The following is a 21,269-nucleotide window of genomic DNA, read 5'->3' on the forward strand; positions in this document are numbered from 1 at the left end:
CGGCACCTGTCTGTCCTGATGCCCTTCCTGTGAAGGACTGTCAAAAACCTGCCGGGACGAGATGATGGCTGAAACCGGCCAGGGTTTCAGCATTACTCTCCATATTTTTATCGTTACGCGTCATTAGTCAGCGTCTTAAGTAGGGTTGTTATTCAAAAATCCTGTCGTGCCGGATACTGGTTCAGCGGCAACGACTTTTCAATTGTTTTAACAATTTAGATACCTAAAATTCACGCTTCATCACAGTTATTTTGTATCCGGGTTGCACGTTGCAAATGTGAAAGTTGCACCCGCCGCAACCCTTCTGTTTATAGCTACATCGATAAAACTGGCTTTTCCAGACGCTGCTATTTGTTAAAAATGCCAAATAAATCACATCAGGCATACTTCGTGCATTAACAGGGTTGCACAAGGTTGCAACATAGAAGATATTGCTTGCCATAAAGATAATGAATTCACCTGAACCTTTTCATATGGAGTGGTTGCGCATGGGTATGACAACGATGGGCGTGAAGCTGGACGAAGGCACACGCGACAGGCTTAAAGAGGCGGCGCATAAAATTGACCGCACGCCGCACTGGCTGATTAAGCAGGCGATTTTTTCCTATCTGGAACGTCTGGAAAATGGCGATGCGTTACCGGAGATCCCGGCGCTGAATGGCGCAACTGCTGGCGAAAGCGACGAGGCTGCATTACCGGTAGTTCAGGAAATACATCAGCCGTTCCTTGATTTTGCCGAGCAGATTTTACCGCAGTCGGTCAGCCGTTCCGCCATTACTGCCGCCTATCGTCGTCCTGAGCCTGAAGCGGTTTCTATGCTGCTGGAACAGGCCCGCTTACCTGCCCCGCTCGGCGAAGCGGCGCTGAAACTGGCCGCCGACATCGCCACTAAACTGCGTAACCAGAAGAGTGCAAACGGTCGCGCCGGTATGGTGCAAAGCCTGTTGCAGGAGTTCTCCCTGTCTTCTCAGGAAGGCGTGGCACTGATGTGTCTCGCCGAAGCCTTGTTGCGCATTCCTGATAAACCGACGCGTGACGCGTTAATCCGCGACAAGATCAGCAATGGCAACTGGCATTCTCATCTGGGCCGCAGCCCGTCGTTGTTCGTCAACGCCGCCACCTGGGGTTTGCTGTTCACCGGTAAACTGGTGGCCACACATAATGAAGCCAGCCTGTCGAAATCCCTCAACCGCATTATCGGCAAAAGTGGCGAACCGCTGATCCGCAAAGGCGTGGATATGGCGATGCGTCTGATGGGCGAACAGTTCGTGACCGGTGAAACCATCGCCGAAGCGCTGGCCAATGCCCGCAAGCACGAAGAAAAAGGCTTCCGCTATTCCTATGACATGCTGGGTGAAGCGGCGCTGACGGAAAAAGACGCGCAGGCGTACTTGCAGTCTTATCAGCAGGCCATTAATGCCATCGGTAAAGCGTCTAACGGTCGCGGCATTTATGAAGGCCCCGGAATTTCGATCAAACTTTCCGCCCTGCATCCGCGTTACAGCCGCGCACAGTACGAACGAGTGATGGAAGAGTTATATCCGCGCCTGCTTTCCCTGACCTTGCTGGCACGCAGTTACGACATCGGCATTAACATTGATGCCGAAGAAGCTGACCGTCTGGAAATCTCCCTCGATCTGCTGGAAAAACTCTGCTTCGAACCGGAGCTGGCGGGCTGGAATGGCATCGGCTTTGTGATCCAGGCTTACCAGAAACGCTGCCCGATGGTGATTGATTACCTGACGAATCTGGCGCAACGCAGCCGTCGTCGTCTGATGATCCGTCTGGTTAAAGGCGCGTACTGGGACAGCGAAATCAAGCGCGCGCAGGTGGAAGGTCTGGAAGATTATCCGGTCTATACCCGCAAGGTTTACACCGACGTTTCTTATCTGGCCTGCGCCCGCAAGCTGCTGGCGGTGCCGAACCTGATTTATCCGCAGTTTGCGACACACAATGCTCACACCGTGGCGGCCATTTATCAGCTGGCGGGTAATAACTATTATCCGGGTCAGTACGAGTTCCAGTGCCTGCATGGCATGGGAGAACCGCTGTACGAGCAGGTTGTCGGTAAGATTACCGAAGGCAAACTGAACCGCCCTTGCCGTATTTATGCACCGGTCGGCACACATGAAACGCTGCTGGCCTATCTGGTGCGTCGACTGCTGGAAAACGGCGCTAACACTTCATTCGTTAACCGTATCGCCGATGCCACATTGCCGATTGAAGAACTGGTTGCTGATCCGGTGCTGGCTGTTGAAGCGCTGGCCGCCAGCGAAGGTCAGGTCGGATTGCCGCACCCGCGTATTGCCCTGCCGCGTAATCTTTACGGTGACAAACGCGTGAATTCCACCGGTCTGGATATGTCCAGCGAGCACCGTCTGGCTTCCCTTTCAAGCGCCCTGCTGCAAAGTGCCAGTCATCCTGTAAAAGCCCAGCCGATTATTGATGCACAAACTGATGACGGCGAGTTCCTGCCGGTGATTAACCCCGCCCAAAGCAGCGATATCGTCGGGTACGTGCGCGAAGCAACGGAAGCTGAAATCAGCCGTGCGCTGGACGCTTCTGCCGCCGCCGGTGCCATCTGGTTTGCGACGCCTCCCGAAGAGCGTGCCGCAATCCTGCAACGCGGTGCAGAACTGATGGAAGCGCAGTTGCAAAACCTGCTTGGCGTGCTGGTGCGTGAGGCCGGAAAGACCTTTAATAACGCCATCGCCGAAGTGCGTGAAGCCGTGGATTTCCTGCATTATTACGCCGGTCAGATCCGTGAAGATTTCGCAAACGACACCCACCGTCCGCTGGGGCCGGTGGTGTGTATCAGCCCGTGGAACTTCCCGCTGGCCATTTTCACCGGCCAGATTGCAGCGGCACTCGCCGCCGGTAACAGCGTGCTGGCAAAACCGGCTGAACAGACGCCGCTGATTGCCGCCCTCGCCGTTGGCATTCTGCATGAAGCCGGTGTTCCGGCTGGCGTATTGCAACTGCTGCCGGGTCAGGGCGAAACCGTGGGTTCACAGCTGGTCAATGATGAACGCGTGCGTGGCGTGCTGTTTACCGGATCAACAGATGTCGCAGGTATCCTGCAACGTAACATTGCCGGTCGTCTGGATCCGCAGGGGCGTCCGACGCCGCTTATCGCCGAAACCGGCGGTCTGAACGCGATGATTGTCGATTCTTCGGCACTGACCGAACAGGTGGTGACGGACGTGGTCGCGTCAGCTTTCGACAGCGCCGGCCAGCGTTGTTCCGCCCTGCGCGTACTGTGTATTCAGGACGACGTGGCCGATCACACGCTGCAAATGCTGCGCGGTGCGATGGCAGAATGCCGCATGGGCAATCCTGAACGTTTGTCTATCGACATCGGGCCGGTGATCGACGCCGACGCCAAAGCGGGTATTGAAAAACATATTGATGCGATGCGCGCCAAAGGCCGCACCGTGTATCAGGCGACGCAGGAGTTTGCCGCCGATCAGCAGGAATGGGCGCACGGCACCTTTGTGAAACCAACGCTTATTGAGCTGGAAAGCTTCGATGAGATGAAGAAAGAGATCTTCGGGCCGGTACTGCACGTGGTGCGCTATGCCCGTCAGGATCTGGATAAGCTGATCGGTCAGATTAATGCTGCCGGTTACGGCCTGACGCTGGGTATTCATACCCGCATCGATGAAACCATTCATCGTGTCACGCAGCAGGCGCACGTCGGCAATATGTACGTGAACCGCAATATGGTTGGCGCGGTCGTTGGCGTGCAGCCGTTCGGTGGCGAAGGATTGTCGGGCACGGGCCCGAAAGCCGGTGGGCCGCTGTATCTGTATCGCCTTCTGAGCAGCCGTCCGCAGGATGCCGTGCAGCAAACCTTGCTGCGTCAGGACAGAGAGCTGCCGCTGGATACGTCCGTACGCGAAGCGCTGCTGGCACCGCACCGCGCCCTGCAACAATGGGCAACAGAGCAGAAACATCGCGAGGAGTTAGTGGCAGTTTGCGAGCGGTTCGCTCAGACCAGTCAGGGCGGCACATTGCGCACCCTGCCGGGGCCGACCGGCGAACGTAACACTTACGCATTGCTGCCACGTGAACGTGTTCTGGCGCTGGCCGATAATCAGGATGATGCGCTGACCCAGATGGCGGCAGTGACTGCAACCGGTTGTCGCATTCTGTGGCCGGATGCACCGCTGCAACGCGACCTGTTCAATACCCTGCCGAAAGCCGTGCAGGAACGGGTTGATTTCACCAAAGACTGGCAGAACGACGCGCGGGTGTTTGATGCGGTGATTTATCACGGTGACGCCGATCAGCTGCGCGAACTGTGTCAGACCATCGCCCAGCGTTCCGGGCCGATTATCTCGGTACAGGGTTTTGCGCGTGGGGAAGACAACATCCTGCTGGAACGTCTGCTGCATGAGCGTTCATTAAGCGTGAACACCGCGGCGGCAGGCGGGAATGCGAGCCTGATGACCATCGGCTAACCACCGGTAAAACATCAGGAAAAACTGACGTGCTCCTTCCGCTGATTATTGCGGCAGGAGCACGATTTTTTTAGTACCGGGACTGAGTTCTGAGCCCTGTTCCGGGGGTGATTTGCCAGCTGGTCATAGTGCAGACCGCTCGATAAATCCGACCGGTAACACATCAAAAGAAATGGCAGCAGATAACCCGATATTTATTCCTTGCTCACCGTATCCAGATACAGCTGACTGCCCGCCACGTTCTGGCTCGCGCCCTTCACGTTGTCACGGATTGCCACCAGCAATTTGCTCTGTAACGCCACCACGAACGGTGAGCTTTTTTGCAGCTCACGTTGTAAATCGGCATACAGCGCTTTGCGTTTTTCCGGATCGGATTCTGCAGCAGCGGCGCGTGTCTGTTTGCTGATTTCCGGGATCACCCACTGGATACGTTGCGCCAGTGTTTTCGGGCCGTTTGGCACGTTATACGCAAAGGTGCTGGCGTTGGTATTCGGATCGAGATAATCCGCGCCCCAGTATGTGAAGATGGACTGGAATTTGTGCGCCCGCATACGGGTCAGCACGTCGCTTTCTACCAGCGGATGTACCACTAAATTGATGTCAGCTTTGGCAAAACTGGCCTGTAATGCCTGCGCGATATCAGAATATGGCGGCTGGTTAATGACGATTAAATCGATTTTGGTACCCGGCGCGATACCGCCTTTGCTGAGAATGGCTTTGGCTTTCGCGACATCATATTTGAACGGCTGGTCATCAATGGCACCGGCCAGACCGTCAGGCAGGAAGGTCTGATGGATGCCGTACTGGCCTTTGAGCAGGTCAGTCGAAATCCCCTGATAATCCACCAGCCAGCGGGCGGCTTCCCATAACGCCGGGTTCGCCAGCGCCGGTTGTGTGGTATCGCCGACGTTAAACGCCAGATAGAACACTTTCGCCGCCGGGAACTGCGCGACATGCACGCCCTTCTCTTTTTGCAGCGAGCTGAACTGGTCTGCGCCCAGATCATACGCGACATCCGCATCCCCGTTCAGCACCAGCAACCGGCGGGTTGACGGGTCACCGACGTTCTTAAACAGCACGTTTTCCAGTTTTGCTAAAGGCTTCGCATTCTGGTTTCGCTTCAGGATTAACGCTTCATGAGGCACATAATTACGCACCTCAAACGGACCGCTGCCTGCTGAACGCGAACGCAGCCAGCTGTTGCCGAAATCGTTTTGTTCGGCATGTTCTTTCAGCAGTTTACTGTCCACAATACCGGCGACGGGCGCGGACAAGATACTCAGCACTAACCCGCTGCCAATATCGGCAGGCCAGCTTAGCTGCACTTTATCGTCGCTCAGCTTTTTCAGATTGCCGTCGACGTTTTCCGGCGTCCAGCCGAGTTCTCCCAGAATAAATGACGGACTTTTGTTGAGTTTGACCACGCGGGTAAACGAGTAAATCACGTCGTCTGCCGTCAGCGGATTGCCGCTGGCAAATTTCTGACCGGGCTTGAGGGTAAAGATCAGGCTGTGTCCGTCCGGCCCCGGCTGCCAGCTGGCGGCAGCATCGGGATCCAGCTTATCAGGATGCTGACGGTCAGACGCCACCAGCTGCTGATACAGATTGACCAGATTACCGGAGCTGACCGTTTCAAAACTTTCAGCCGGATCCAGGCTGATAATACCTTCGAGAGAACCGGCCACCACCAGCGTATCCGCAGGCGTTGCGGCGTCCACGCGGGTAACCGCCATCATGAGCAAAAATAACAGGGAAGGAACACGGACTTTCATTGAGGTCATACTCCACAGGTGAAAAGGCAATTTTTTCGAGTGTAGAGTGTCGGCGGCACCGCCAGAACCATGAAATAACGCTATGTATTTCAGGAAAATAGATTAAGAAAGCACAGCAGAGGAAGTGAGAACGCGCGACAGCACGCTGTGGCGCACGGAAATGCGCCTGCATTACTGTGCCTGACTTTACTGATAGTTCACGATCACCTGATTGCTCACCACCCGCAGCGGCGTATTCAGCGCCCCGGAACCGGGCACGAAATACACGAATCTCAGCGGGGAAAGAGCAGCCTGACCATAAAATGATTTGGTCATTCCGCCTTCGGCATCAAGCATCACACAGTGATTTTGCGTATTACACAGCTGCACCTGTAAGCCCGCCGGTCTTGCGCCGAACAGTTCATATTTCCAGCTGATGCTGGTGATGGTCGCTGACGTCCGCTGTCTGACGGGCGCGGACCGGGTAGCAGCCAGTGCGGCTGATGACATCATCACGCCGCGATTTTGCAGCGTGACGCCGTGGCGGGTGTCAGACCAGGAGCCTGACGCGGCCATCGCAGACAGACTCAGGGTTCCCAGCAGCAACATCACCAGGCGGCGCATATTATTCTCCGCCGATGGTGGCAGTCATACGGATCTGACGGCTGTCGGTCATTTCCAGATTCGACATCACCACGATATTTGGCAGCGAACGGCGCAGGAAGCGCGACAACAACGGACGCAGCGCATGATTCACCAGCAGAACCGGCGGTGCGCCGAGCATATCCTGACGCTGCAACGCGGCTTCCGATTGCGTCAGCAGGCGTTCTGCCAGACCCGGTTCGAGGCCACCACCGCTTTGCAATGCCTGTAACAGCAGGCGTTCCAGCGAGGTATCGAGGCCAATGACCTGCACTTCGCCGTTACCCGGGAACCATTGCTGAGTGATAGCTCGTCCCAGCGCAACACGAACCACAGAGGTCAGTTCATTCGGATCCGGCTGATTCGGCGCGTACTCCGCCAGCGTTTCAACAATGGTACGCATGTCGCGGATAGAGACCCGCTCCGAAAGCAGATTCTGCAAAACTTTATGCATGTTGGTCAGTGAAATGACGCCCGGAATGAAGTCTTCCGTCAGCTTCGGCATTTCTTTGGTGACGCGCTCCATCAGTTCCTGCGTTTCCTGACGGCCAAACAGTTCTTTAGCGTGCAGGCTGATCAGGTGATTGAGGTGCGTCGCCACTACGGTACTGGCTTCCACCACGGTGAAGCCCTGAATTTGTGCCTGTTCGCGCATGGCGGGTTCAATCCACACCGCCGCCAGCCCGAATGCCGGATCCACCGTCGGTTCGCCCGGCAGCTCGCCGATCGCACTGCCCGGGTTAATTGCCATCCAGCGCCCCGGATGTGCGGTGCCGGTGCCAATTTCCACGCCTTTCATCAGAATGCGATAGCCCGCTGGCGGCAGTTCGAGGTTGTCGCGGATATGAATGACCGGCGGCAGATAGCCCATTTCCTGCGCGAATTTCTTACGGATACTGCGGATACGTCCCAGCAGCTCGCCGTTCTGCGCAAAATCCACCATCGGGATCAGGCGGTAACCCACTTCCATCCCCAGCGGATCCTCAAGCTGCACGTCCTGCCAGCTGGCTTCCACCATCTGTTTGCCGCTTTCAGCCGCAGCCGGAACCGCTTCCTTCGCCGCAGGTTTTTTCTGCTCCTGTCCGCGCGTCCACCACGCCAGTGCTAACAGACCGGCAGTGAACATCAGGAACACCAGGTTTGGCATGCCCGGCACCATACCGAGCAAGCCCAGAACACCGGCGCTCAGCATCATCACGCGCGGGTTACGGAACAGCTGGGTAACCATCTGCTCGCCGACGTCTTCGTTGGTACCGACGCGGGTGACGATAACACCGGCAGCAGTGGAGATAACCAGTGCCGGGATCTGCGCGACCAGACCGTCACCGATGGTCAGCAGGGTGTAGCTTTCTGCCGCATGACCGAGATCCATACCGTGTTGCAATACACCCACCAGCAGGCCGCCGACCACGTTAATGATCATGATCATCAGGCCGGCAACGGCATCACCGCGCACGAATTTACTCGCACCGTCCATTGAGCCGTAGAAGTCCGCTTCCTGCGTCACGTCGCTGCGGCGTTGTTTCGCTTCGTCTTCGCCAATCAGACCGGCGTTAAGATCCGCGTCGATTGCCATCTGTTTACCCGGCATCCCGTCGAGCACGAAACGCGCGCCCACTTCGGCGATACGTCCGGCACCTTTGGTGATAACCATAAAGTTGATCAGCACCAGGATGATAAACACCACAATACCGATGGCGAAGTTACCGCCGACCAGGAAGTGGCCGAAAGCTTCGATAACCCGCCCTGCCGCCGCGCCGCCGGTGTGACCTTCCATTAAGATCACACGCGTCGAGGCCACGTTCAGCGACAGACGTAATAAAGTGGAAAACAGCAGAATGGTCGGGAACGCGGCGAAGTCCAGCGTACGCTGGGTGAACATCGCCACCAGCAGCACCATGATGGAAAGCGCAATGTTGAAGGTAAACAGCAAGTCGAGGATGAACGGTGGTAACGGCAGCACCATCATCGACAGGATGATCAGGATAAGAATGGGGCCTGCCAGCACCTGCCATTGTCCGGACTTAAAGTTGGCGGGTAAACGCAGTATCGCGGCCAGATTAGCCATGGGTATCACTCTCTCCTGCTGCAAAATCCAGGCCGTCAGGCACTGGCAAATGTTGAGGTTTTTTCGGGATTAACCCGCCTTCACGCTTCCAGCGTTTGAGCTGATAAACCCAGGCCAGCACTTCCGCCACAGCCGCATATAACGCCGCCGGGATCTGCTGACCAATGTCACTATGCCGGTAAAGCGCACGCGCCAGAGGCGGCGCTTCCAGCATCGGAATTTTGTGTTCAGCGCCGAGTTCTTTGATGCGCAGCGCCACTTCACCCGCACCTTTCGCCAGAACCTTCGGCGCACTCATTTTGTTTTCGCTGTACTGCAACGCCACCGCGTAGTGCGTCGGGTTGGTGACGATAACGTCCGCTTTCGGCACATCGGCCATCATGCGGCGTTTTGCCATGGCGCGTTGTTGCTGACGGATACGCCCTTTGACGTGCGGATCGCCTTCCTGACTTTTATGCTCGTCGCGGATATCCTGCTTACTCATGCGCAGTTTTTTCAGGTTGCTCCAGATCTGCCAGAACACGTCGAATCCGACCATCGGCGTCAGCCCGAGTACCACCATCAGTCCGCAGAACACCACCATGTTCAGGGCTTCACCGAGCGCCGGGATGGTGGGTTGCGCCAGCAGGCGCATCATGTCCGGCCATTTATGCCACAAATACAATCCGGCGACGGTGCCTACCAGTAACGCTTTGAGAATGGCTTTCAGCAGTTCGGCCAGCACCTGTCCGGAGAATAAACGTTTGAAACCGGCAATCGGATCCATCCGGCTGAATTTGAATTCAAAGGATTTGCCGCTGAACATCAGTCCGCCGAGCAGTAGCGGTGCCGCGAGCGCAATCAGTACCAGACCGCCGATCACCGGTAATAATGCCCAGACCGCGCGTCCGAGCAGCGTCGCCATCTGCTGCAAAACCTGACGGTCATCGCTGACCATGCCGTGATCGAATTTCAGCCCCTGAGAAATCATGACACCAAGCTGGCGTGCCATTGATTCACCGGACATCCAGAGCAGTGTTAAACCGCCTCCGAGCATCAGAACGGAGGTCAGTTCGCGCGAGCGCGGGATTTGCCCTTCTTCACGTGCTTTTTCAAGCCTGTGTGCTGTGGGGGCCTCACTTTTTTCGAGATCGCTTTCTTCAGCCACCGGCGGTTCCTGTCAGCATTTACCCGCGCGTAAGAACGCAACAGGCACAATTTCAGCCTTAGCATGACAAACATCTGCGGGTTCGATGGGCAGAACAAAGGGGGGTTTTGAGGTCTTTTCCCTAAATCAAACAGGACAGCGTGCCCGGTTCAGGAAAGTGAAAATGGCGCCCTGCGCTGAATCGTCGGCGCTAACATTTACATTTGACTATTTTGTGACAACCACGGAAATATCATCGCACCGGGGGCTTTTGATTTACCCGCGCATCAGACGGGGCGCGTGTAATAGGAATAATCCTGGGATCCTCTCAGATTGATAATCAAAACAATTAATTAAGAAGCCTGTTTAAATAACTTTTAAATTATACAACGCGGGTGAAAAAACTAATTTCATGCATAATTATTTCCTTAATACATTATATTTTTGGGATCTAAATCCCGAAATTTAATTACATAAGCCGGCGAATAATACATAGTCTGAATAATTCATTTGCTGAATGTATAATCTAGTGCTTAAATAGCTCACCATCGCGTATGAAGCACAATAACCTGTAAAATAAAAGAATTGCTCAAAGGATTAGGACAATGGCAGGGAGAAAATATCTCACTCATTTGGAAATTGAGAAACTGGTCGCGGCAACCGCGCTCGGGAAAAACGCAGTCAGAGATAAATGCATGTTATTGATGTGTTTCATCCACGGTCTTCGCGTCAGCGAATTAACAAAGCTGCGGGTAAACGACATTGAGCTGACAACGAATATAATTCACATCGCCCGCCTGAAAAATGGTTTTTCGGTTCATCACCCGTTACAAATCCGCGAGGTTAAGGCAATTAAAGACTGGCTGAAAGTACGTTCACAATATCTTGATTCAGACACTGAGTGGTTATTTCTCTCGCGTCACGGTGGTCAGATCTCCCGCCAGCAGATCTACCGTTTAATACGCAACTATGGAAAACAAGCCGGTATCAATGTCAATGTTCACCCTCATATGCTCCGGCATGCTTGCGGGTTTGCACTGGCAGATAAAGGATGTGATACCCGTCTGATTCAGGATTATCTCGGTCACAGGAATATTCAAAACACCGTTATTTATACGGCAAGTAATGCGGAGCGGTTCAGAGCCATCAATATATAGTCATCCTGTTCTGCGCCCCGAAACGGAAATGCCCGCTTTATTTATAAAGGGGCATTTCCCCCGCCCGCGCCCCTTTCCCAGTTCAGCACATGTGTTTCAACATCAGGAACAGCTCGGCATCGGTTTTCACTCCCAGTTTGCGCATCGCATTGCATTTGTGCGCGCTGATCGTTTTAATGCTCAGTTGCTTAGCTTGCGCAATTTCCCGCAGGTCCATGCCGTTAAACAGGTGTCTGAGCACCTCCGTTTCGCTGCGCGTGATCCGCGCTGAAACCTGTATATTTTGTTCGGTCAGACGCACCAGGTCGCAACAGATCCGCGGGCTTAAGACGCGTTTTCGGGCAAACGCCTGTCTGAAATAATCCTCGGTGTCGCTCAGCGATTCACCGCGTGCAATCAGACTGATGTTGCGCTGGTTTACCAGCTTTCGCAGTTCGTTTCCGTTATGGCAAAGCGTATAGACCACCATATTCAGACGGGGAAATTGCTCGCTGAGATTTAGCAGAATATCCAGCCCTTCATGCAGATTTTCCTGCGCGCTGTGCAGGTCGGTCACCAGGATATCCACGGACTGATACATGAGGGCTTCTGAGATTTTCTCCAGACATGACTCTTTCACGCGAATATCGCAGCCGCTGTCAATGGACTTAATCAGTGATGACAGCCCGGAGAGCGTCAGCGGCTGGCTGTCCATCAGCGCCACGGCGCGGGTCGATGTATGAGTATGATGCATAACTCTCTTGCTCCTTGCTGCCGGGCGTCATTTCCCGGCACCGTTCCATTTGCGGATGTCCTTTAACCCCGGATTAATGGCTGGCAGCCGGACCAATCTTCGCCATCCAGGTGCCCTGGGCAAAGAGTTCACTGTCATTGTGAAAACCCAGTTTCATCATCGCATTGCGCTTATGCGTGCTCACCGTGCGGATATCGCGATGCAGCGTCTGTGCCACGCGGGAAACACTCATCCCCGAGAAAAGGCAGGTCAGCACCTCGAGTTCGCGGGCAGTGAGTGCCGGGTTTTTCAGCGCGGTTTTTGAAACCAGCATCTTTGCTTTCGGGCTCAGCCATTGTTCACCGCCGGCCATCACGTCAAACACGCATTGCACCAGTGCCAGTTCCGGCTCGTGTTTAAGTAACACACCGTTGGCCGGTGAGGACGCCAGCAATTCCAGCACGCGGTGATCGCTGAAATCGGTGCAGATGATAATTTTCATCGCCGGATGTGAATCCTGCAGCTGGGCCAGCAGGCGCAGGCCGTCGAGCACCGATTCCTTTTCCCCGCAGATGTCCATGATAAGCAGTGCCGGTAGCGAGCGGGCAATGGCCGCCGGAATACCGGCCAGGCGTTGTACATAATTGACGGATTTTGTGATGCCGCAGGAGCCGGTCAGTACGCGCTTCATACCCAGCGCGGTAACGGGACAAGCGTCCATAATCAATACGCCTTCTGCCGGTAAATCCGGGCGGAAAGCGCCAGGGGCAACATGACCCGGCATGAGGTTTTCGACACTGTTCATCTTAGCTTCCTTGTTTTCTCAGTCACATTCCCGACAGGGACATAATCCGGTACAAAATCCTTAGGTTACTTATTGAGGGTACTTACTGGTTTTCCTCAGTTGTTGTGCTTTCTAACAAGATTACTGGTAGGTAAACGTGACCTGTACGCTGCCGACGATCGTCCCCGGCTTTACCTTCCCCTGCGCACTGTACGCCCGCGCCCGCATATCAAATGTGGTACTCCGGGTGGCGGTATCGATGGTCTGCACCTTCTGCGCCGCGTTTCCCAGTGCCATACCGTCGCTGCTTTGCAGCTGAATTTGCACCTGCGTGGCGCTGCCGGTGTTGGCGTACATGTCGCTTTCAGCCTCATCCGGTGTGCCGTTCACGGTCATGGTGGCTTCGGAAGTCGACGCCGGGCATTCCGTCAGCGCAATCGAAAAAGGTTTCCAGTCCGATGATGACCCGGCCTCTGCCATCGACGAGGCCAGGATCTGTTGCCCCAAATCCACATTCATTCCGCCGGAGGGCAGGCTGATGGTGCACGGCGACGCTTTAATATTGCCGGTGATGTTCAGTACGGTGTCCGCGCTGACGGGTTGCCAAAACGTGCTGGCCGTCAGCCCCAGCCCAAGCCCCAGAAACAGCGCCGGTGCTTTTCCCTTATTGATTACAAATGCCGTTAAGCCTTTCATCATGGTGATATTCCCTTACCGGTCACGTCCCGGAATTACTGTATTTCTGCGCGGATGGTCGCGGTGGCGGTGAAATCACCGGTGCCCGGCTCTTTACCACTGGTGTTAATCGGAAATAAGTTAATTTGCGACGTTCCCACCTGTGAGGCGTAATCCATCGTCAGAGGTAAGCGTCCGCTGAGCGGTGCCACAGTTGCGCCGGCGCTGTCCTGGATCCTGACGCCCACATCGGCGTTAGTGGTCGAGAGCGCGGTCGGATCGTTGGCATCCGGCGTTCCCTGGAAAGAGAGGCTGACATTGACGCCTTCGGAAATATTGGTGCAGGCCACGTTGAAATTGACATTTTTCGGTGTGAAGTTTTTCGCCATCTGACCTTTGGTGGCGATATCGCCCGACAAGATGTCGCCAAACGGTACCGTGATCACGCCACCACCATTGATTACGCACGACTGCGGCACCGTCACCGTGCCACTCATCCAGACGGTTGAGACTGGAACGGTCGACTGCGTCGTCGGATCAGAAGCGATATACACGTCCACCACTTTGGTCAGCGGAATGGTTTGTACACCGACAAAAGGCCGGCGGAAGTAGAGTGAAATTGTGCCGCGGGCGCCGGTAGCATAAGGATATCGGGCGCAGCTGGTCGCGGTGTTCTGGTTGCTGACACTGGTGAACGGCGTCGATTTGTAATCGCCAAATCCCCCGGCAATATAGACCTGACTGGCCACCGCCAGGAACTCGTTGATACTGTAATAATTCAGGTTACCGTCGGTGTATGCCAGCCCGGTATCCGGCACTTTTGCCGTGACGTAACCGCCCACATAGTTACCGGTACAGGAACAGGTCACATTGTAGTTACCGCTGAGATTCCACTGATAGGCGTTGTTAACGATCTTACCGGCCGTGTTTTGGGTCGGGTCGGTCAACAAATAACTCATGTTGAACGTATAGGATTTTGTCCCGTCCGTCGGCGCACAGTCACTTGCCTGCGCGCCGGCGCTCAGTATGCCGCCGGTCAGCATCAGGCTGAACAATGCGCCTTTTTTACCCCCGGACATGCGGCGGAGGATCGGCTGGCGTCGTGAAGTCATGTCTGCTGATAATTGATTCATACGATCGGTCATTTCCATGTTCCGCCTTACCGGCAGTCTCCGTTAATAAGTTGAATACCCGACGTAGCCGGTTGTTCAGGCAGGCGATAGTTCACCTGGCAGGACTGCGCCGCTGAATTACCCCATTTCACTGTCAGCGTGCCGCTGTCGGACATGCCTGACAGATAAACCTGTCCGCCGTCCCCGACAATGCTGCTGTTATCCTTGTTCCCGCTGTTCACACTGGCGGTGGCACCAAATGGCACCGGATCGCCGCTGGCACGGGTCAGCGTCATCAGCACACGCTGGCCGACGTTCGGATCAAAGTCCGCACGCACCACCGCGCCACGCGTCGGGATCACCGTGGCGCTGGTCAGCGTCATATCGACATTGTCCGGTAAGGTTGAGGTATCGAGAGAAATCTGGTTACGCCGGTACGCTGTGGCGTAGGGCACCACCGCATAACCGCGCCAGTCGGTTTTTACCCCGGTATTGCTGGCGATGCTGACATCGTCGGCGCCCGGCGCTTTTACCAGTACCACCGTTTCACTCAGCGGTTGCGAGAAGGTCACGCCGTTTTCGTGCAGCAGAATGCCGCCCTGCAGACCGTAATCCATACGGCGCTGGCTGCGGTCGTAACCGTAACCGGCATTCACTTCGCCGTATCCGCCTTTATAGTCGGCGCTGGCATAACCGTTCGCACCCTGCCCCTGCGTGGTGTAACCCTGACTGATGTTGTAATTCAGGTTGTTATCACGCAGCGCCGTGCCGCTCAGCCCGACGTTATGCGAGGTGTTGCTATTTTTACTGCTGTTGAGGTTATAGGTGGCGTAACTGCCCGGCAGCCATTTGCTTAACGGCACGCTGATGTTAACGGCCACAATCTGATCGGTGTAATACGTCCGGTTACCATTGCTGTCGGTACCATTGCGGTTATAGGTGTAGTTAACCCCCCAGGAGATGCCTTCCCAGGTGTTGTTGTAGCCTACGCTGCCCGATTCGGTTGACCGGTTGTTGTTCCAGTATTCTTCTTTCACCAGACTCAGCGAAAGGGCACCGCCCTTCTCCCACAAGTTCTGGCTCAGGGTCAGTTCAGCGCGGCTTTTCTTATGATCGCTGTAATAGCCGCTGCCGCCGGAGTAGCTTTCCAGCGCCTCCTGCAAGGTGTAAAAACCGGCAGTGGAATAGCGGTAGCTGGCCAGGCTGAAGTTGGTGCCTGACTCAACAAAGCTTTTACCGTATCGCAGACGGTAAGACTGACCGCTGTCTTTTGGCGCGTCTTGCTGTTTGGTCCAGGCCTGCGTCACATCCGCGGAAAGCGCACCAATGCTGCCGAGGTTCTGCCCCAGCCCCATCGCCACCGACTGGTATTTACTGGCAGCCTGCAAACCGCCATACACCGTCGCACCGTGCGATAAACCATATATCGCGGTGCCCTGGGTGAACGGCGTCTTTTCGACGTTATCGTTATACGAGCGGTACTGACCGCTGGTGAAGCTGTATTTCAGATGTCCTTCGCGCTGAAGCACAGGCACCGACGCGAAAGGCACCACCATATTTCGCTCACTGCCGTCGGCTTCTTTGATCGTCACATTCAGGTCGCCACTGCCTGCTGTCGGATAGAGATCTGAAATGGCGAACGGCCCGGCAGGCACGTAGCTCTGGTAGATGACATAGCCGTTCTGGCGGATGGTCACCTGCGCATTACTGTTCGCAATGCCGCGCACCACCGGCGAATAGCCTTTCATGCTGTCCGGCAACATGTCGTCGTCAGAGGCCAGCTGTAAACCGCGAAACGGGACCGTATCGAACACTTCGGTCGGCGAGTTACTGTCACCTAACGTCAGCTGACCCCGCAGCGTCTGAATATCCCGTTGCAGGTAGGTATTGATGGAATCCCAGTGGTCAGTGCCTTTGCTGTCGCGGTTCCAGGTGGAATAGTTACGCAAACGCCAGACGCCCAGATTCGCCCCGGAACGCAGATTCAGGTAATAGGTGTTGCTGTTACGCGTGTCGTTTTCCCGCGCTTCGGTGTTCGCACCGCTGAAGCTGTAGTTCATCAGCAAGGCCGGAATACCCGGATCCCACTTGTCCGGGGACACATAACCGCGCGCCTGTGAATTCAGCGCGGCCTGCGGAATGCTCAGATCCAGCCGTTGCTGATCAAAGCGGAAAGCGGCAGAGGACTGCGCTATCGCACCGGTGAAATTGGCACACTCATCTGTAGCCTGGATGCCGGGGAACATGCCAATCTTGACGCCCATATCCCGCAGCAGCTCACCGCTCAGGCAGGGCTGGAGGCTTTGCTTACCCGCTGCATCTTTCGTCAGGGTAAATTTTACGTCGCGCGTATCGACCTCTGAACCATTCAGATAAATATCAACACGATAAGTGCCTGGCGGTTGTAAATCTCCCTCTTCGAAAACCGACAGGTCCGCATTACCCTGTGCAGGATTGTCGATTTCCAGTAAGGCCGGGTTGAAATATTCCGCTGCGCTGGCCAGAGGTGTTCCGCCCATTAACATTGCTATCTGGCACGACACCAGCCAGGCAAGCCGGGAACGCGTAAAGCCGGTCGAATTATGACTTTTCGTTTTGTTCTTCATTGTGTTAATTCCATGTTGCAACGCAGCCAGAATTTCTGGCGCTTCTCCCTCGCCTTCCTTGTTTACCGCCGTGACAGACCTCTGCGGGTTGTTAACTCAGGTCAGAGACTGGCGATAAAAGGTTTGCTCGTTCCGCCGTAATCATTGATGAATTGCCAGCTCAGAGAGCCGCCGGTAGCGCCGGCCGGTAAGTCAAAGCTGGCATCAGACTGCGGTGCGACCATGGTGACGTTCTTCATCGCGCTGCCATTGATTTTCACGTTGAAGAAAGTGATGTAGTGAGCCGACGGATTGGTCACCTGAATACGGTTACCGTTACGTTTCCATGTCAGCGTTTTAGCGGCCTCTTCCAGCGTACTTTTCACGCCGGACGGGCGAAAAATCAGCTTGATGCGCGTTTTCACGGCAATCTGCAGGGTGTTTTGCCGCTTCTCGGCAGAAGGAATTGATTTGATGTTCAGCCAGTACAGCGACTCTTTATTCTCAGGCAAATCACCGCCTGCACGCACCACGCGCAGAATGTTTTGCTGATTACCGTCCAGGCGGAATAAAGGTGGCGTCACGATGAACGGCGCTTTGTCAGCCGATGTCGTTTTGCCGTTTTCAGCGCCATCCACCCAGGACTGGATCAGATAAGGCGTTTTATCGGGGTTACTGATATTGATGGAGGATTCTTTCTTGCCGCCGTCATAGATGAGACGCGTGCCGCCGACCACGACACCCGCCTGTGCGGCCATGCCGAAGGTCATTAATAATGCTGCCACCGCTGTAGCGCGCCATGTTTTCATGGTGTCCCTGCCTGTCTTAACCATTCAAATAGACCAGGGGGATGCACTCCCCTGGTCTGACTTAATTCAACTGAAGCGAATCAAAAGCTTATTGATAAACCACGGTGAACTGAGTCACGCCGTTTGCATCACCGACGGTGACAGAGTCAGTCAGGGAGATGTAACGGGCGCTGAAATCCAGGTTGTTAGGACCGGTGCTGACCAGCGGATAAACGGAGGAGTCTTCGTACAACGGAACCACTTTGTTCTGGTTGTCAGAAATCTGAATACCCACGCCAGAGGCAGTGTTGGCACCCGCAGTCAGCGCCAGCACGGTGTTGTCACCTGAAACCTGAGTACCGTCGAAACGCACGGTCGCACCGGTTACGGTGTCAGGGCAGTCAGTCAGAACTAAAGTGAATTTTTTAGCAGCAGCCAGTGAACCCGCAACAGGGAACGCCGTACGGGCGATATTACCCAGGAAGACATCCTGGTTTTGAGAAGCAGTATCAATCGTACAAGCCGCATCGGTGATAGTACCAGTGAAATTAACTGCGCCATCTGCTGCAAAAGCAGAAGAAGCGAATGCAGAAGACGCGATCAGGGCAACAGCAAGAAGATTCTTTTTCACGAAGTTTTTTCCTATTAACATAATGCACATCGAAACACCTTTCCCGGTGTCCGAATTAGTTTTGACAAAACCATCTGTCATTCCTTTATTTAGTTCATGAGGTTCCACCCCACTTAATAAGCCGCCGGACGGGTTTAACCCCGAAACCCAAACGATTCATTTTGAACTAAAGTGACTCCTTTGGTTTATTATGCTAATTTTGAAAGCTTACGCGGGATTTAGTGCTTTAAGTGATGGCCACAATGATATTTAAATAAAGTTTTTACATGCAGAGTGAGAATGGCGTCAGAAATCAAGCGAAGAGAATATAAGAAAAAACCGAGAGGCTTCCGGTGTGTGGGAATAATGAATTTGCACATAACCTATTGAATATTAAGTTATTTTAATAAACTTCTGCGGAGGGGTGCACTCAGTATTGACAGAAATTTACCGGCTGATTAGAGTATGCTCCAATTTAGTTCAAAATGACTCCATTGAAACAATTAATTACAGGTTACCTACCAGACTTCTTTAAATCTTTTGGCGTTACTGGCCGTATATAAAACCGTGTTCTGAATATTACGATGGCCTAAATAATCCTGAATTAAGCGGGTATCAATTCCTCTGTCTGCCAGCGCAAAGCCACAGCCGTGTCTTAACATATGGGGATGGGCATTAATAGTCAGATTTGCGGCCTGACTGTAATTTCTGATTAACCAGTAAATGCGCTGCCGTGATAATTTCGAGCCACGATTAGAAAGAAACAACCAGTCGGAATCCGCACCACGGTATTGCTTTCTTTTATTCATCCACAGCATTAACGATTTCCTTTCCCGCATATAGAGAGGATGAACGGTAGAGAAGCCATTTTTTAAACGGTGGATATAGATATTATTGCCTTCCATGTCGATATCTGAGAGCCGCCAGCTGCTGATTTCACTGACCCGGCAACCGTGGATAAAACACATCCAGATCAGGCAATAATCCCGTTCTGCGTGCTTTCCTCGTAACGTAGCCTCAAGCAGTTTCTCAACTTCAGACGGGGTCAGATATTTACGATTTTTCATAGTGCCTCTTCATGTTCATGGTGTCCCGGATGAGTATTGATTTCAGTGGCACTCATCATTCAATACTTTCCGAAAATGGAATTAATGATCACCTGTTGTACATCGGTTCATTAATTCATCGTTAAATAACAGGGGTGCTTAATATCCCTGTGTGTTTAAAAACCTCCTTAAAGTGACGCGTATAGAGTTTATACACGAATTTTCAATATACGACCTAAACGAAGCGCCATCAAATAAAAGAAAATAATGCTTTACGCTTATCGCCACTGACAATTAAGTTTATATCATATCCACCAAATCGCAGGCTTAGTTAAAAATAATTCACGGCTTTTAAACGTCAATGAATTATATTCATCCTGCCGCGGGCGTAGCATTCAGCATGGCGTATTAGCGCGTTTACCCTTTAATAACCTCGCATTTTCGGTGCTCCGGCGGCGTTTTATCCTGCCTGTGGCAGGGATTTTTTACAAGGAAATTTCTGAGACGTTTCAGGTATTTTTAGGACGCCGGGGGATTTTATTTCACTGGCAAAGCCAGACATCTGAAAGTTGTGGCGAATATACGGTAATCTGGCCACTAAAAGCCAGTTTTTTACCGGTTACGATCGGGGATAAGTAAAGCAGGAAGAACCTGAGACGGCGCGGAAATAAAAAAAACAGGACGCGATGCGTCCTGTTTGGGTCTGGCAGAATATAACAGGGGGATCAGGCAGAAAGACCGCCGTCCAGAATGAGGGTTTGTCCGGTCATATACGTGCTGTCATCACCGACCAGCCACGCCACCGCGCCCGCCACTTCGTCGACCTTGCCAAAGCGTTTCATCGGAATGGTTTTGCGCAGCGCGACCAGCTTGTCTTTAGGCATACCGGCGAGAATTTCAGTGTCGATATAACCGGGCAGCAGGCAGTTAACCCGCACGTCAAAGCGTCCCAGTTCTACCGATAACGTCCGCGCCAGGCCGGTCATCGCGGCCTTACTCGCCGCGTAGGCACTCTGGCCGCTGTTGCCCTTTATGCCCGTCACCGACGACATCATCACCACTGAACCACCGCCCTGCATCATCATCGGTTCAAGCAACTGGCTGTTCCAGTAGAAGATGGCGTTTAAGTTAGTGTCCATTACGTTGCGCCAGTTATCCGCGTTCTGGTGGATATGCAGCGCATCAAGCGTGATACCGGCATTGTGTACCACGGCGTGCGGCGCGCCGTAGCGTTCCAGCAGGTCAGCGGCAAGACGCGTAACCGACTGCTCATCACGCCCGTCGCACTGATGGCTTTCGACCTGGCCGGGCAATCCCGCGCAGGCCCGTTCCACCTCATGCGCGGCGCTTTCGCCCTGACACCAGGTAAACACCACATTCCATTCTTTTGCCAGACGCTGCACAGCGGCACGTCCGATCCCCCGGCTGCCGCCAGTCACCAGAATCCATTGATTTTGCGTGGCTGTATTCATGGCTTAGTGGCTTTTTCGCTGAGATACTGGCACAGCTCACGCACAGTAATGTTCACGTTATCGACGAACAAATCGGCCTCGATGGTGACGCCAAACTCTTTCTTCGCCAGCACCATCAGTTCAACGTAATCCAGGCTGTCGAGTTTGAGCTGATACAACGGCATGTCCGGGGTGAGATCTTCCTGCTCCAGATCCTTCGCGTCACACAGCATCTCGCAAACCTTGCTGTAAACCTCATCATAATTCGCCATGTTTTATTCCTTTAAGTGAGTCAGTTG

General features: G+C 54.0%; 16 protein-coding genes. 2 read left to right on the forward strand and 14 right to left on the reverse strand.

The window, feature by feature from the left end; translation table 11 throughout:
- Positions 1–488 precede the first annotated feature (488 nt).
- On the forward strand, positions 489–4,463 hold the full coding sequence (putA, locus tag J1778_RS11185) for a trifunctional transcriptional regulator/proline dehydrogenase/L-glutamate gamma-semialdehyde dehydrogenase (protein WP_217173204.1): 3,975 nt from the start codon (positions 489–491) through the stop codon (positions 4,461–4,463).
- 194 nt (positions 4,464–4,657) lie between these two features.
- Here putA and J1778_RS11190 read toward each other — a convergent pair whose 3' ends face one another.
- From J1778_RS11190 to flhB, 4 genes are all read right to left on the reverse strand, one after another.
- Complete coding sequence (locus J1778_RS11190; RefSeq protein WP_217173205.1) at positions 4,658–6,235, reverse strand: ABC transporter substrate-binding protein; 1,578 nt, start codon at positions 6,233–6,235, stop codon at positions 4,658–4,660.
- Positions 6,236–6,421: 186 nt separating this feature from the next.
- Entirely contained in the window at positions 6,422–6,838 is a 417-nt protein-coding gene (locus J1778_RS11195; RefSeq protein ID WP_217173206.1) for a flagellar protein FlhE, read from the reverse strand.
- A gap of 1 nt (position 6,839) precedes the next feature.
- A complete protein-coding gene (flhA, locus tag J1778_RS11200) occupies positions 6,840–8,924 on the reverse strand; it encodes a flagellar biosynthesis protein FlhA (RefSeq protein WP_217173207.1) in 2,085 nt (694 codons plus the stop codon).
- A complete protein-coding gene (flhB, locus tag J1778_RS11205) occupies positions 8,917–10,071 on the reverse strand; it encodes a flagellar biosynthesis protein FlhB (protein ID WP_217173208.1) in 1,155 nt (384 codons plus the stop codon). Before flhB ends, flhA begins: the two co-directional genes overlap by 8 nt.
- Positions 10,072–10,655: 584 nt before the next feature.
- On the opposite strand from flhB, the gene J1778_RS11210 reads away from it, so the two are divergent.
- Positions 10,656–11,207: a tyrosine-type DNA invertase gene (locus J1778_RS11210; RefSeq protein WP_217173209.1), complete on the forward strand. Its 552-nt coding sequence runs from the start codon at positions 10,656–10,658 to the stop codon at positions 11,205–11,207.
- Between the two features lie 82 nt (positions 11,208–11,289).
- Here the strand turns inward: J1778_RS11210 and J1778_RS11215 are convergent, their stop codons facing one another.
- From J1778_RS11215 to J1778_RS11260, 10 genes are all read right to left on the reverse strand, one after another.
- A complete protein-coding gene (locus tag J1778_RS11215) occupies positions 11,290–11,940 on the reverse strand; it encodes a LuxR C-terminal-related transcriptional regulator (RefSeq protein WP_217173210.1) in 651 nt (216 codons plus the stop codon).
- A gap of 73 nt (positions 11,941–12,013) precedes the next feature.
- Positions 12,014–12,724, reverse strand: coding sequence for a response regulator transcription factor (locus J1778_RS11220; RefSeq protein ID WP_238484665.1), 711 nt, complete (start codon positions 12,722–12,724; stop codon positions 12,014–12,016).
- 120 nt (positions 12,725–12,844) lie between these two features.
- Positions 12,845–13,402, reverse strand: a complete 558-nt coding sequence (locus J1778_RS11225) for a fimbrial protein (protein ID WP_217173211.1) — start codon at positions 13,400–13,402, stop codon at positions 12,845–12,847.
- Positions 13,403–13,434: 32 nt separating this feature from the next.
- A complete protein-coding gene (locus J1778_RS11230; protein WP_238484666.1) occupies positions 13,435–14,523 on the reverse strand; it encodes a fimbrial protein in 1,089 nt (362 codons plus the stop codon).
- A 14-nt stretch (positions 14,524–14,537) separates the two neighbouring features.
- A complete protein-coding gene (locus tag J1778_RS11235; protein ID WP_217173212.1) occupies positions 14,538–17,096 on the reverse strand; it encodes a fimbria/pilus outer membrane usher protein in 2,559 nt (852 codons plus the stop codon).
- A 101-nt stretch (positions 17,097–17,197) separates the two neighbouring features.
- On the reverse strand, positions 17,198–17,884 hold the full coding sequence (locus J1778_RS11240; RefSeq protein ID WP_217173213.1) for a fimbrial biogenesis chaperone: 687 nt from the start codon (positions 17,882–17,884) through the stop codon (positions 17,198–17,200).
- 88 nt (positions 17,885–17,972) lie between these two features.
- The gene (locus tag J1778_RS11245) at positions 17,973–18,494 is read right to left on the reverse strand and encodes a fimbrial protein (RefSeq protein ID WP_217173214.1); all 522 of its coding nucleotides are present in this window, start codon (positions 18,492–18,494) and stop codon (positions 17,973–17,975) included.
- Positions 18,495–18,991: 497 nt separating this feature from the next.
- Positions 18,992–19,540, reverse strand: a complete 549-nt coding sequence (locus tag J1778_RS11250) for a tyrosine-type DNA invertase (RefSeq protein ID WP_217173215.1) — start codon at positions 19,538–19,540, stop codon at positions 18,992–18,994.
- A 704-nt stretch (positions 19,541–20,244) separates the two neighbouring features.
- Positions 20,245–20,991 (reverse strand): SDR family NAD(P)-dependent oxidoreductase, encoded by a 747-nt coding sequence (locus J1778_RS11255; RefSeq protein WP_217173216.1) that lies wholly within the window; start codon positions 20,989–20,991, stop codon positions 20,245–20,247.
- Positions 20,988–21,242 (reverse strand): acyl carrier protein, encoded by a 255-nt coding sequence (locus J1778_RS11260; RefSeq protein WP_112287865.1) that lies wholly within the window; start codon positions 21,240–21,242, stop codon positions 20,988–20,990. The genes J1778_RS11255 and J1778_RS11260 overlap by 4 nt, the downstream gene beginning before the upstream one ends.
- Positions 21,243–21,269: the final 27 nt, after the last annotated feature.

The organism is Rahnella bonaserana, from assembly GCF_019049675.1.
GTDB classification, from domain to species: domain Bacteria; phylum Pseudomonadota; class Gammaproteobacteria; order Enterobacterales; family Enterobacteriaceae; genus Rahnella; species Rahnella bonaserana.

Excerpts from the sequence above, each read along its gene's own strand:
- J1778_RS11260 (WP_112287865.1), bottom strand. The coding sequence starts at position 21,242 with ATGGCGAATTATGATGAGGTTTACAGCAAGGTTTGCGAGATGCTGTGT.
- putA (WP_217173204.1), top strand. The coding sequence starts at position 489 with ATGGGTATGACAACGATGGGCGTGAAGCTGGACGAAGGCACACGCGAC.
- J1778_RS11255 (WP_217173216.1), bottom strand. The coding sequence starts at position 20,991 with ATGAATACAGCCACGCAAAATCAATGGATTCTGGTGACTGGCGGCAGC.
- flhA (WP_217173207.1), bottom strand. The coding sequence starts at position 8,924 with ATGGCTAATCTGGCCGCGATACTGCGTTTACCCGCCAACTTTAAGTCC.
- J1778_RS11190 (WP_217173205.1), bottom strand. The coding sequence starts at position 6,235 with ATGAAAGTCCGTGTTCCTTCCCTGTTATTTTTGCTCATGATGGCGGTT.
- J1778_RS11235 (WP_217173212.1), bottom strand. The coding sequence starts at position 17,096 with ATGAAGAACAAAACGAAAAGTCATAATTCGACCGGCTTTACGCGTTCC.
- J1778_RS11210 (WP_217173209.1), top strand. The coding sequence starts at position 10,656 with ATGGCAGGGAGAAAATATCTCACTCATTTGGAAATTGAGAAACTGGTC.
- J1778_RS11240 (WP_217173213.1), bottom strand. The coding sequence starts at position 17,884 with ATGAAAACATGGCGCGCTACAGCGGTGGCAGCATTATTAATGACCTTC.
- J1778_RS11195 (WP_217173206.1), bottom strand. The coding sequence starts at position 6,838 with ATGCGCCGCCTGGTGATGTTGCTGCTGGGAACCCTGAGTCTGTCTGCG.
- J1778_RS11250 (WP_217173215.1), bottom strand. The coding sequence starts at position 19,540 with ATGAAAAATCGTAAATATCTGACCCCGTCTGAAGTTGAGAAACTGCTT.
- J1778_RS11215 (WP_217173210.1), bottom strand. The coding sequence starts at position 11,940 with ATGCATCATACTCATACATCGACCCGCGCCGTGGCGCTGATGGACAGC.
- J1778_RS11230 (WP_238484666.1), bottom strand. The coding sequence starts at position 14,523 with ATGACCGATCGTATGAATCAATTATCAGCAGACATGACTTCACGACGC.
- J1778_RS11220 (WP_238484665.1), bottom strand. The coding sequence starts at position 12,724 with ATGAACAGTGTCGAAAACCTCATGCCGGGTCATGTTGCCCCTGGCGCT.
- J1778_RS11225 (WP_217173211.1), bottom strand. The coding sequence starts at position 13,402 with ATGATGAAAGGCTTAACGGCATTTGTAATCAATAAGGGAAAAGCACCG.